This is a genomic window from Dryocola clanedunensis, assembly GCF_038405435.1.
In the GTDB taxonomy this organism is placed as follows: Bacteria; Pseudomonadota; Gammaproteobacteria; order Enterobacterales; family Enterobacteriaceae; genus Dryocola; species Dryocola clanedunensis_A.
Genome location: NZ_JBBYHZ010000003.1, coordinates 338,872 through 351,068, shown reverse-complemented (window position 1 = coordinate 351,068; position 12,197 = coordinate 338,872). Strand labels below are relative to the sequence as shown.

The 12,197-nt window shown below is 57.3% G+C and carries 9 protein-coding genes; 1 reads left to right on the top strand and 8 read right to left on the bottom strand.

Annotated elements, in window-relative coordinates:
• Positions 1-13 precede the first annotated feature (13 nt).
• The 5 genes from ldtD to cmoM form a co-directional block, all read right to left on the bottom strand.
• Entirely contained in the window at positions 14-1,903 is a 1,890-nt protein-coding gene (ldtD, locus tag AAE045_RS09215; protein WP_455547449.1) for a L,D-transpeptidase, read from the bottom strand.
• 180 nt (positions 1,904-2,083) lie between these two features.
• A complete protein-coding gene (gene mukB / locus AAE045_RS09210; protein WP_455547448.1) occupies positions 2,084-6,532 on the bottom strand; it encodes a chromosome partition protein MukB in 4,449 nt (1,482 codons plus the stop codon).
• Positions 6,529-7,245, bottom strand: a complete 717-nt coding sequence (gene mukE, locus AAE045_RS09205) for a chromosome partition protein MukE (RefSeq protein ID WP_455547447.1) — start codon at positions 7,243-7,245, stop codon at positions 6,529-6,531. Before mukE ends, mukB begins: the two co-directional genes overlap by 4 nt.
• Entirely contained in the window at positions 7,226-8,548 is a 1,323-nt protein-coding gene (gene mukF, locus AAE045_RS09200; protein ID WP_455547446.1) for a chromosome partition protein MukF, read from the bottom strand. The genes mukE and mukF overlap by 20 nt, the downstream gene beginning before the upstream one ends.
• Positions 8,541-9,329, bottom strand: coding sequence for a tRNA uridine 5-oxyacetic acid(34) methyltransferase CmoM (cmoM, locus tag AAE045_RS09195; protein WP_455547445.1), 789 nt, complete (start codon positions 9,327-9,329; stop codon positions 8,541-8,543). Before cmoM ends, mukF begins: the two co-directional genes overlap by 8 nt.
• Positions 9,330-9,464: 135 nt before the next feature.
• Between cmoM and elyC the strand changes: the two genes are divergently transcribed.
• On the top strand, positions 9,465-10,241 hold the full coding sequence (gene elyC, locus AAE045_RS09190) for an envelope biogenesis factor ElyC (protein WP_455547444.1): 777 nt from the start codon (positions 9,465-9,467) through the stop codon (positions 10,239-10,241).
• On the opposite strand, the gene AAE045_RS09185 is transcribed toward elyC, so the two are convergent.
• The 3 genes from AAE045_RS09185 to ycaR all read right to left on the bottom strand — a co-directional run bounded on the left by AAE045_RS09185 (position 10,221) and on the right by ycaR (position 12,176).
• The gene (locus tag AAE045_RS09185; RefSeq protein WP_455547443.1) at positions 10,221-11,114 is read right to left on the bottom strand and encodes a YcbJ family phosphotransferase; all 894 of its coding nucleotides are present in this window, start codon (positions 11,112-11,114) and stop codon (positions 10,221-10,223) included. The two genes, elyC and AAE045_RS09185, sit on opposite strands and share 21 nt — an antisense overlap.
• A 136-nt stretch (positions 11,115-11,250) precedes the next feature.
• Complete coding sequence (gene kdsB, locus AAE045_RS09180; RefSeq protein WP_455547442.1) at positions 11,251-11,997, bottom strand: 3-deoxy-manno-octulosonate cytidylyltransferase; 747 nt, start codon at positions 11,995-11,997, stop codon at positions 11,251-11,253.
• Positions 11,994-12,176: a protein YcaR gene (gene ycaR / locus AAE045_RS09175; RefSeq protein WP_202302655.1), complete on the bottom strand. Its 183-nt coding sequence runs from the start codon at positions 12,174-12,176 to the stop codon at positions 11,994-11,996. Before ycaR ends, kdsB begins: the two co-directional genes overlap by 4 nt.
• Between the last annotated feature and the right edge of the window lie 21 nt (positions 12,177-12,197).

Below are 12,197 nucleotides of genomic sequence, written 5' to 3'. Positions count from 1 at the left end.
AGTATTACTGCATTTACCTGATGAGCTGACCGGCTTTTGTGAGGATTTGTGCACCAGATCGCGCGGTGAGATCGTAATTGTAAATATCTGTTCGATACTGTGTACGACCGTCTTCACCCACAAAAGCGGTTAAATAGTAGAGGTTGACCGGGATCTTCTGACGAATGTTCACGTAGCGCGTATTTCCCTCTTTCAGCTGGCTGGAAATCCTTGCGTCATTCCAGCCCGCATCCTGCAGCAGCATGTTAGCCAGTTCCGATGCCTTATTGACGCGGACACAGCCGGAGCTAAGCGCGCGGGCATCTTTCTGGAACAGCGTATGGTTCGGCGTATCGTGCAGGTAGATGGCGTCGGAACTCGGCATATTGAACTTATAAAGCCCTAACGAGTTATGGGCGCCCGGCTTCTGCTGGAAGCGGAACGGCAGATTGCCCGGTGTGATGGTCTGCCAGTCAACGCGGTACGGGTCAATGGCCTCCGCGTTATTGCTCCAGCCGCGCAGCACGCTGTAACCGTGGCGGTCGAGATAGCCTGGGTCCTGGCGAACCTTCGGCAGAATGTCATTGCGGGCAAGCGTATTCGGCACGTTCCATGGTGGGTTGACCACCACGTTGTTTAACGCGCTGCTCATCATCGGCGTTTTACGATCCGGACGCCCGACAATCACACGGGAAGCCAGCACTTCGCTGCCGTTCAGGTAGTAGACAAGCGAGTAGTTAGGAATGTTTACCATGATGCCGGTATCAAGCTTATTCGGCAGCAGGCGCAGACGCTGAATATTGAGAGCAACCAGAGACGCACGCTGCTGCGGCGTCACGTTGAGCCAGTCGCGGGTGAGCTGGCCGATAGCTCCATCCGCGCCTAATCCCTGCCATTTCTGGAAGCGCTTCACGCCCTCTACCAGTTCACGGCTGTAGGCGCTGCGCACGGCAGTAGCTGATTTCTTTTTCGGTCCGGCAGAGACGGCAGGTACACCCTGCGCATTACCATCACCTTCAACCGCAATGGCGGAAGGGCTTACCGCAGCAGATGTCTGGGTATTGGTGCTGTCGTCGCCCGGCAGTGGAATAGCGGGCTCGGCCTGCATCATGCCGCTACGGGCGAGGATTTCACGCAGAGCGGGAACGTCATTGCTCCACTGCCCCGGACGCAGGGTCTCTTTCCCGTTCAGCTGCGGCCACGGACGCGTATCACCAAGCAGATGAACCAGCGAGTCGTGCATATGGGCATACTGCGGATGCTGAGGGGCCAGGGTAGCAATAAAGCTCACCAGCGTGCCCTGATCGATAGCGACCTGCCACTGGTTTATGACGGACAGCGGTGCCGTCTGCATCTTGTACGGGGTCGCACTGTATAACCAACGGTTACCTTCGGTCGGAATGCCCGACACGAACTGCAGGTAGCCCATCATGGCGTCAGACAGCACAACATCGCGAGCCATACCGGTCACAGACGGGTCGGTGAGCAGCTCAACCCACGTCGTGAACTGTGGCTGAATACCCGCGATAGCGAGCTCAGCCAGCTGCTGCTGAAAAGCATGCACGGCGTCGCGGTTCTCCCACATCGGCTTCATGTCGCGAGCGGCATAGAACGCGGAAAGTGCGTTGAGATAAACGGGCGTATAGCCGGAAGGTAGCTGAGCGATCAGCTGTGAACGGCTTTGCGCCGCTGACATTGAGGCGGAATTAAGCGGCATGGTGCCTGCCATCGTCGCGGTCGCGGTCGACTGCGCTAACGGCTCGTCAAGCGCGGTTGGCTGCTCTGCTGTGACAGCGGAGCTGTCTGATGGCACAACGGCGGGTTCTTCCGCCTGCGCCTGCCCTGTAAACAGCGGAGCCATACTGAGCGCCAGGCAATAGCCAATGGCCGACGCTCTGAAACCGTGCAATTTATTAAGCAACATCCCTTGCCCCCTGTTTTACTGATTTATCGTCACCGGCGTTTCGCCTGGTTCTCTTCTCAGTATATAAACAGTAAAACTCAATTGCCCGCATAAATGTAAAGAAAATTAAAGATTAAGATATTGCGGGGAACAAAAAAGCGGACCGCAGTCCGCTTAAACAAATTTACTACTGAGTGCTCGTTATGAAGCTTCCGCTTCTCCCGCCACCGGCTCAGGTAGCGGAGGCGCAAAACCTCGCAGGCCAACAACATGAACATGCTCATGGTTGTTAAACACTTTACGAACCAGCTTGTAGGTAGTCCCTTTTTCCGGGCTAATGTTCTCCGGTGCGGCAATAATCAACTGCATTTCAAGGCGCTCGCACAGCTCAAAGAGCGTGGCGATTGACTTGGCATCCAGACGAGCCGCTTCATCAAGGAACAGCAGGCGGCAAGGAGAGATGTCTTTACCGCGCAGGCGCCGCGACTCCTCTTCCCAGCTCTGCACAACCATCACCAGAATCGACATGCCGGTACCGATCGCTTCACCCGTTGACAGCGCGCCACTTTCCGCACGCAGCCAGCCGTCCGTACCACGGTTGACCTCCACTTCCATCTCAAGATAGTTGCGGTAGTCCAGCAGCTCTTCACCGATGGTCTGCGGCGTGCGCTGGCCCATGTCGATCTGCGGGTTCAGACGCTGGTAAAGCTTAGCCAGCGCTTCAGAGAAGCTCAGACGGTTGCTGTTAAACAGATCCTGATGCGCCTCATGCTGCTCGGACAGCACGTTAAGCAGCGTGGCGTGGGTTTCCCGCACGTTCACGTTCAGACGTACGCTGTTCACCTGGCCGAAGGAGACGCTTTGCAGCCCCTGGTTCAGCATGCGGATACGGTTCTGCTCGCGCTGGATGGTTTTGCGAATAATGTTCGCCACGCTCTTCGTGCTGATAGCCAACTTCTGCTCGCGGGAGGTCAGCTCTTCGGTCAGGCGGCCCAGCTCGATTTCCATCTGCTCGATGGCTTCGACCGGGTCGTCGGTGCGGATGATATCCTGACGGATACGCTCGCGCAGATGCTGGTAAACCGCCACAAAGAACTGGATTTTACGCTCGGGGCGTTTTGGATCTTCGGACATGCGCAGTACGTCGCGCAGATGTTCGTTGTCCGCCACGGCCAGACGCAGCGCACCCAGCGCCTTATCCGACATAGAGCGTAATTCGTCGCCGGACTGGTAGGCAAGCTCGCGGCGGTGCAGACGACGCTCAACGCCGTTGTCTTTCACCATCCGCATCACCGCGCACCAGCCAGCCTTCGCCGTGACGACCTGTTCACGCATCTCAACGTAGTCACGTTCCTGACGTTTGAGTTTGCGGGTCAGGTTGTCCATTTCCGCTTCACAGTAGGTCAGCGCTTTTTCAAGCTGGTTGCGGCGGGAACGGTTGTTGCTCAGTGCGGTATGCAGTTCGTCACGACGTGCGCGAGCACGTTCTTCCGCGCCGATATCCGCCCGCACGCCGATATCCTGTAGCTCTTTATGCAGGTCATTAAGCAGCTCTTTCTTGGTATCGAAGGAGCTTTTCAGCGACGCCATCAGCTGGCTGAACTGGCTGAGCTGCTGGGCGTGGCTACGCAGCGCTTCGCGAGAACGGGTACGCTCCGTTTCTGCCTGCGCCAGGCGGGCGCGCAGCTTTTCGTTCAGATCGCTGTTGCCGTCCAGCATGGCTGCAGAATCCGAATAGCCGAAGTGGGCGCGACGCTGCACCACTTCCGTTAAGGCAAATGCCTGCTGACGTGCATCGCGCTGGATCTGCTGGGCGTACTGGTAATCTTCTTTTAACTGTTCAAACTGCTCGGGGTCACTTTGCAGAACGGAGGCAACCGCTTCCAGCTTGGCCAGCTGATTGCCGTGCTGATGGATAAAGCGTGCAGCTTCTTCGGCCTCCATCAGGCGTTCGCGAATTTCATCGCAGCGGTCTGCCAGGGTTTCATCGCTCAGCAGGCTGATACGCGGCAGCAGGCGGTTAAGCTGGGCTACGCCCTCTTTTGCCTGGTCGAACTGCTGACGCTGCTGCTGGTTGTCGTTCTCATGGCTGCTGATGGCGCGCTCAATTTCGCCGCGGCGAGTATTAAGCTGACGGATTTCCTCTTCCGGATCTTCGTCAAATGCCACGCCCAGATGCTGCCCGATAAAGCGGCTGAACGACTGGTGTAAACGCTGGGATTTCTGCACGTCAAACGACAGCGTGGCGAAGCGTTCTGCCAGCGTTTCACGTTCGGCATGAAGCTTCTCAAGACGATTTTCACGCGCTGCGCGGCCAAACAGAGGCAGCTCCGGCAGGCGGGAATAGCGCCACTGGCGCTCGGCGGTTTTCACCAGCACCGCGGCGTCCATCTCTTCGACGGTAAAGACGCTGTCATCGAAGGACGACGGGTCCCCTTCGATCAGATACAGGTCTTCCGGGCAATCTTCGAGGCTTTCGAGCTGCTCTCGAACCAGCGACAAATCCGGTACCACGATGGCGTGGCGGGACGGGCCGTAAAGCGCAGAGAAGTAAGGCGCATCGTCCAGGCTGATATCGTCATAAATTTCCGACAGCAGGACGCCGCCAAAGCGCTCGGCCAGGGCATTCAGACGCGGATCTTCTGCACCGCCCGGCTGGCTGAGGCGTTCTATCTCTTCATCGATAGCGCGTTTGCGGGCACCGACTTCATCGCGTTCAACGGTTACGTCGCGCTCGCGCTCAAGCAGCTGCTGCATGTATTCGGTAACGTGCTGGCTGCTTTCAAACTCTTCGTTGCTCTGCTCGCACAGCTGGTTAAGGCTGGTCTGAGCGGCAAGCCAGATAGGGGCCCGCAGGCTCAGACGTTTGATGCGCGCCTGAATCTGCTCCTGCTCCTGGCGCAGAGAAACGCGCTCTTCGCTGGCGTCAGAGACGCTCTGCTGCAGCGTAGCGATGCGCTCTTCCAGCTCTTCATGGAAAGCTTCGAGATCTTCAGGGTCGAACTGCTTGCCCTGGCGCTTGCAGAAATCAGCCAGCAGACGCTCGGCCTCCTGCTGTTCACGCAGGCGCTGTTCAAGCTCGTTCAGACGCATGCGCAGCGGCTGAACCTGTTCGGTCAGATGGCGCTGGCTGTTGCTGTCGCGAAGCAAATCGCGCGCGGCAGCCCAGGCGTCGCTGCGGCTGACCGGACCACTGATTGCGGTAACAAGCTGATAAGCATGCTCAAACTGGCTGTGTGCCGTTTGTGCCACGCTCATTTTTTGTTCCAGGGTCAGCAGTTTTTCAGTTGCTTCCTGTTCTTTTGCCTGGAAGGTGTCCAGCCACTCGTCGGCGCTGTCGGCGGTAAGATCGGGCAGATGACAAACGGCACGGGCACGTTCCAGCGCCTGCAACGCCTGCTGATACTGAATCGCACGGGTCTGCTGCACGTCCAGCGCCTGCTGGTAGTCCGCAAGCTGGCTTTTCAGCTCATCCACTTCCAGCTCGGCGGCTTCGGCGCGGGCTTCGTTCTCTTCCTGCTGGTCGTGGGCTTCCGCGACGATTTCGTTCTGCTCTTCGAGGCGCATCTGCAGCTCTTCGAGGTCGGTCTCGTAGCGTTCAATTTTTTCCTGCTGGCGGATAGCGGTCTGCACCAGGTTCAGGTGGTCGCTGGCGGCCTGGTAATCCGTTTCCAGATCCCCTTCCGCACCGCTGTGTTCGCCCAGCTCGCGCGCCATATCTACGTGCTTATACTGTTCAGCGCTTAGCTGCTGACGGCTGACCAGCAGATCACGACGGTATTCGAGCGCTTTATCCAGATGGATACGGCGTTCGTTGGCGTGGCGCATATAGTCCGCAGCCACGTAGTTTGTGGCTTCGGAGATCAGATGCTTAAAGAGATCGCGATCGGACTGGGTGACGCGAATGGCTTCCAGCGTCATGCGGTTTTCACGCAGCGCGGCTTCCATATCCTGGAAGGCCTTACGTACGCCGCTGTTCTCCGGCAACAGATAGTCGCGCAGGGAGCGGGTAATGGCGCTGGAGATCCCGCCGTACAGCGAGGCTTCAATCAGGCGGTAGAACTTGCTGCGGTCCGAGGCGCTGCGCAGACGACGCGCAACAATGCCCAAATCGAACATCAGCGAGTGGTAATCGGTGATGGAGTTGAACTGTTTAAACTGGACGCCTTCGATGGCCTCCACTTTATCTTTCAGCTCCGGCAGGCTCAGCACGCGGGCCTGACGCTCGTTGATGGTCTCCGTCAGCAGTTCAGTTGGTTGCAGTGACTCCGGCAGCCCCTGAATAGCAAACGGTTTGATATCAACTTTACGGTCGCGCCCGGCAACCTGCTGCAGACGGACGCCAACCAGAACGCGCTCACCACGGGAGTTGATCACGTCCAGCGTCGAGTAGCAGACGCCCGCTTTCAGCTTACCGTGCAGGCCTTTATCACGCGAACCGGAAGTCGCACCAGCTTCGGTGGTATTACGGAAGTGAAGCAGCGTCAGGTCCGGGATTAGCGCGGTAACAAACGCCGCCATGGTCGTGGATTTACCGGCACCGTTACCGCCCGAAAGCGTGGTGACCAGCTCATCTAAATCAAACGTACGCGCGAAGAAACCGTTCCAGTTTATCAGCGTTAGTGAGCGAAACTTTCCGCGATCGATCATTCCTGTTCATCCTCCGCGTTGTCCTGGATTGTCTGTGGCTCTTCGGCTTCGTCGTTGAGCTGTAAGCGGCTTTCAACAGGCATTGCTTCACCGTCACGAATCATGCGCAGCTGCGCTTCGCGCGGGTCGTCGCCGGTGCGTACGTCAGCACCAAAGCGGAATACCGATTCTGTAATGCGGAACTTGCTGCTGTCATGGCCCATAAACCAGATCATGCCGAGGCGGCGCAGACGCGTAAGCGACGCGCGGACCTTCTCCTGTAGCTTCTGGCGATCGAGATCGGAGCCGGTTGAGCGGTTGTTCACCAGCTTCAGCAGCTTGCTTTCGTCGGCCAGGGTCAGCAGCTCGTCGTACAGCTCCTGCTGGGTAAAAATCCCTTCGTTGGCCAGGCGTTCCGGGCTGAGATAGAGGTAGCAAAGAATTTTGCCGACCATCATGTCCAGCTCCGACAACACCGAGCGCGGAATAAGCGTTGTGGAACGCGGGCGCAAATAGAAGAAACCTTCCGGCGCGCGGATAAGCTCCACGTTGTAGCGGGCGTAGAACTCTTCCAGATAGTCCTGGAAGTCCATTAAAAAGGCATGATTATCCAGCTCGTCGAGGCCGACGTGCCGTCCGGCACGCAGCTGGCTGTCGAGGGCCGGGAATAACGGATTTGCCAACGCCTGTGCCAGTTTAACCGGCATCACTTTTTCAATATTTGTTGATGACATGCGCCTGTACCTTGGCTCCGTAATCGTTAATTGCCTGCCACTGCGGCGGCAGGCCGGTAAAGTCTGCTTCAGCCACACCGAGGCGTACCGCCTGGTCGACCACGATTCGTGCCACATCAAAATGGCGCGCGCGCGGGTATTGGGTGAGATAGTCACGCATCACTACGCCTAAATCCAGCGGCACCTGTCTGGTTTTGTAAACCTGAAGCGCCGCTTCAATCATGGCCGCCAGCTGTTCGCGGATCTCGTTGAACTCTTCGAATTCCAGATCGGTTGGCAGTTCGCCGGTCACCTCTTCGTCGCGCAGCGTCATCTCTTCGTCACGCATATCCAGCAGACGATCCGCGCTGGAGTAGGTGAGCGCCCACGGAGCATCGAAGTAGTTTTGCACCGAAACGCGCAGACGCTGGGCGAAGACGCGGTTTTTATCCATGTCGATAGCGGTACGAATAAACTTGTGCACGTGCCGGTCGTAGCCGATCCACAGGTCGATGGCCTGCTGGCCCCAGCTGGTGATACGGTCGAGCTTGCTTTGCAGGTCGAAGACCAGGCGATCGACAAAGTGCAGGTCGTCGCGCCCCATAGTAGAGTCCTGAATGCGCAGTAAGTTCGCCTGCAGTTTGTCCCCTGCCGCCTCCAGCGTATCCTGGAGTTCACGCAGGGTTCCGGACGTTTCAGAAAGCAGCAGCTCACAGCTGGAGATAGCCGCGCGCCAGTCTTTATTCAGCAGCTGGGCGATATCGTCTTTTACCTGCTGCTGCTGCTCATCCATGATGCGCTGGGTGAGATCGATACTGTCGAAGATCTCCGCCACGGAGTATTTCAGCGGCGCAAACACGTTACGGTGCCAGTGGAACTCATCACCGTTTTCATCGGCGGCATCGGCGGCGCGCTTGAGTTCACCGGCGACGATTGAAAGCTGCATAGAGAGACGCAGCGTAGAGAACTCACGCTGACGAATGTAGTAGTCGGTGATACCGATCCCCAGCGGCGTGAGGCGGTAGATTGAATTCCCTTCGTGGATTTCACTGGTAAAGCGGTTGAGCAGACGCTGGCGCACCATGTCGTTAATGGCGTTGTTGGCGCGAACGTTAATGGTCTCGGTGGTCTGCTCGAAACCGTCGCTCACATGGCGGAACGCATCCACCAGCTCCCCTTCACTCAGCTCGCCGTCAAGCCTTTCGCCGTTAAGCGTGGCAACCGCCAGCAGAAACGTCAGGCGTTCCGTCGGCAGCGAGATGGCGAAATCATTTTTCCTGGCCCAGGCAACCAGTTCAGGCACTGTCTGGGAAACATCACTCATAATTTTTCCTTGGCTCAAGCGGCTTGAGTGCCGTCACGTGGATATAGCGACCGAGGCTGATAAACGGCTCCTGGCGGCAATATCGCGTTTCAAGTTCAAGCAAATCGTCAAAACCATCGCGTTGTTTGTGCTTGTCGCGCAGGTAATCATGGAACACCCGCACCCCGGTTTTGCCGGTAATCTGCCAGCCAATTTGCTCCAGCCAGTGATAAACCTGTTCTGGCTGCAGCGGATTGTCAGGCGACAGGGTTTTCCTTTTATTCTTTTTCATGCCCTGCATCACGTATTCGAAGTTGCCCACGAACATATTGCGCATCAACAGGCCGTTAGCATTGTAGAACATCAGTGACAATGCGCCGCCGGGCGCAAGGCAGTCCCACAAAGACTTAAGCACGGCTTGTGGATCCACGACCCATTCCAGCACCGCGTGAAACAATATCAGATCAACCGGGCTTTCCAAATGTTGTCCGATGTCCTGGGCTGCGGAATGTACGAAATGCATGTTGTCGCTCACACCTTTTTCGCAGGCAAGAGCCTGGGCGCGGGCGATCATCCCGGCGGAAACGTCGCAGTGGGTAACGCTATGACCCAGCTCGGCCATACGGCAGGCCGTTTGCCCTTCCCCGCCGCCTGCGTCCAGTACGCGCAGTTTCTCAGGCATGTTGCTGAGCAAAGCATCGAGATCCTGCCAGAGGATCGCCTGCCGCAGCAGGCCTTTGGTCGTACCATAGATGTTGCGTGAGAACTTCTCGGCAATGTCATCAAAATTGCGGTCACGCACGGGTACTACTCCACGGCCTTTAGGGGTCAGTCTGAGAAAACCGCTATTTTGGCACAGCTTGCACGAGAATGAACCTGGCTGGTGTAATATCAGCAGCGTTTGCCGCCCGGATGGTTAAAAAAGGAGCCAGAATTCATGCTTTTCGTACTGAAAAAATATATCGGTGGCCTGCTGCTGCCCCTGCCTCTACTCCTGATGGTGATTGGCGTGGCGATTTTATTGCTGTGGTTTACCCGCTGGCAAAAAACCGGAAAAGCGCTGCTCACTGCGGGCTGGCTGGTTTTATTCTTAATTAGTCTTCAGCCGGTTGCCGACCGCATGCTTAAGCCCATAGAAGATACTTATCCGACCTGGCGCGGCGGTGAACGGGTGAATTACATCGTGGTGCTGGGAGGGGGATATACCTGGAACCCGGAATGGGCGCCCAGCTCTAATCTGATCAACAACAGCCTGCCGCGCGTAACCGAGGGCGTTCGCCTCTGGCAGGCCAACCCCGGCGCAAAAATGATCTTTACAGGCGCTCCGGCGATGACCAACCCGGTGAGCACCGCAGAAGCAGGCGCTCGCGTTGCGGAAAGCCTCGGCGTGCCTCGTTCGGCGATAATCACGCTCGATACGCCAAAGGATACTGAAGAAGAAGCGGCGGCTGTGGCTAAGGAGATTGGCAAACAGCCTTTCCTGCTGGTGACCTCCGCCTCACATTTGCCGCGGGCGGTGATTTTCTTCCGGCATGCGGGACTCAACCCCTTACCTGCACCGGCTAACCAGACGGCGATAGACTCCCCGCTGAATCCCTGGGAAAAAATCACGCCCTCGCCTTTATGGCTGATGCACAGCGATCGCGTGGCCTATGAGACCATGGGCCGCATCTGGCAGTGGCTTAAGGGCTCGTCAGGCGATCCAGGGCAGTAATCCCTTAGAAGCGGCGTCAAAGGCGGGTCGGTTTACGCGGCCCGTCTGTATCAGCTGATCTACCGCGTCCCACAGGACGTACAGCCAGCGCCGCCACAGGAAAGATTCCGCCACCGGCGCGCGCTGCAAATAGTGCCAGAAGAGGCTTTCCGCCTGCCCTTCCTCATACAAACGGAATATTTCGTATTCACGGGGTGCCCACAGCACCACGCCGGGGTTAACCATCGCCAGAAGCTGATCGCTGCGCCCGTCCTTAAGCATGCTTCGCAGGGTGAAATTACCGTGCACCAGCACGCAGTTGTCGTTAAATCCGTCGAACATACGGGGCAGACACTCCCGGGAACGGAACAGAATGCGCCGGTCCTGCATCGTCAGACCGGTATTTTTGAACTGATTGAGGGTAGTCCACAGCACTTCAACGCGCTGACGGTACCAGGAGGGCCAGATATTTTCCTGGGTGCTGTCCACGCAGCCGACACAGCCTCTGCTGTCCACTCGATGCCATGCAAGCAGGCCTTCCACAATCTGGTCCTTCAGCTGCTCCCAGCGCTCTGGTGTTCTGGCCGGTGCCTCAACGGAGACGCCCCGCAGGCGCTCCATCAGGATCACATCCGGGCCCGGATGGTCATCATGGGTGACGATGCCATACACCACCGGCAGACGAAGGGTGCCCGAGCGGGCGAGCATCGACATTTTCCAGGCCTGCTGCGAGGCCACTCCCGGCGTAGTAAAGCTCTTGGCCAGCAAAGGCATGGCGTGCCCGTCGCTGTCATACAGCGACCAGACCGCGGTATCCGTTCGTTCGCTGATACACTCAATGCGGCTTAGCTTTTCACCGAGCAGATGACTTAACTCCCTACGCAGCAACTCCATAACCCGTTACCCCTATGAACACTGGTACTTTTCATTCTGAGCGCGCTTTTGCGAGATGTCATCCTCTGAGATCAATATGTCGACAGATAAAAAAAAACCGGCGCGGTGGCCGGTTTGTTTGCAGCTGAAGGCGGAACTAGCGCATTGCGACGCGCACGCGCTCCAGATCTTCCGGGGTATCAACGCCAATGCTCGGGATCTCTTTGGCGACGGCCACGTGAATTTTTTCGCCGTTCCACAGCACGCGAAGCTGCTCGAGCATTTCGATTTGCTCGAGCTGGCTTGGCTCCCAGCTGATATAGCGACGAATAAAGCCCGCGCGGTAGCCATAGATACCAATGTGCCGCAGGAAGGTGTCGCCAATCTTTTCGCGGGACTTGGCGAAACGGTCGCGATCCCATGGGATGGTCGCACGGGAGAAGTAGAGCGCGTAACCCTGCGCGTCCATCACCACTTTGACGGCATTCGGGTTAAAGGCTTCTTCAGCAGAGTCGATTGGCACCGCAAGCGTTGCCATGCCGGCCTGGCTGCTGGCCACGTTTTGCGCAACCTGGCGAATAATGACCGGCGGGATCATCGGCTCATCGCCCTGCACGTTGACGATAATGGTGTCGTCGCTGAAGGCACATTTTTCGATAACTTCGGCCAGGCGCTCGGTACCGGACTGATGATCTGCCCTTGTCATGCAGACTTCACCACCCGCAGCCTCGACTGCGCGGGCGACCTCTTCGTTATCCGTGGCAACGATAATACGTTCCGCGCCGGACTCACGGGCGCGTTCAAGCACGTGTACCACCATCGGTTTGCCGTTAATGTCTTTCAACGGCTTGCCCGGCAGGCGTGTGGACGCATAGCGGGCGGGAATAATAGCCACAAAACTCATGGATTAGTCTCGTCGAGGGTCAGGGTACGCGCCTCGGTTTCCAGCAGCACCGGAATACCGTCGCGGAACGGGAAGGCCAGGCCATCAGGCTTACAGATAAGCTCCTGCTTTTCCTGATTATAATAGAGCTTGCCGTTGCAAACCGGGCAGGCAATGATTTCAAGTAAACGGTGATCCATAGTTACTCCAGAATGGGCGCC

What these genes read in the sequence shown, in the direction of transcription:
- ldtD (WP_455547449.1), bottom strand. Translation starts at nt 1,903, where the DNA reads ATGTTGCTTAATAAATTGCACGGTTTCAGAGCGTCGGCCATTGGCTAT.
- mukB (WP_455547448.1), bottom strand. Translation starts at nt 6,532, where the DNA reads ATGATCGATCGCGGAAAGTTTCGCTCACTAACGCTGATAAACTGGAAC.
- ycaR (WP_202302655.1), bottom strand. Translation starts at nt 12,176, where the DNA reads ATGGATCACCGTTTACTTGAAATCATTGCCTGCCCGGTTTGCAACGGC.
- kdsB (WP_455547442.1), bottom strand. Translation starts at nt 11,997, where the DNA reads ATGAGTTTTGTGGCTATTATTCCCGCCCGCTATGCGTCCACACGCCTG.
- AAE045_RS09185 (WP_455547443.1), bottom strand. Translation starts at nt 11,114, where the DNA reads ATGGAGTTGCTGCGTAGGGAGTTAAGTCATCTGCTCGGTGAAAAGCTA.
- elyC (WP_455547444.1), top strand. Translation starts at nt 9,465, where the DNA reads ATGCTTTTCGTACTGAAAAAATATATCGGTGGCCTGCTGCTGCCCCTG.
- mukE (WP_455547447.1), bottom strand. Translation starts at nt 7,245, where the DNA reads ATGTCATCAACAAATATTGAAAAAGTGATGCCGGTTAAACTGGCACAG.
- mukF (WP_455547446.1), bottom strand. Translation starts at nt 8,548, where the DNA reads ATGAGTGATGTTTCCCAGACAGTGCCTGAACTGGTTGCCTGGGCCAGG.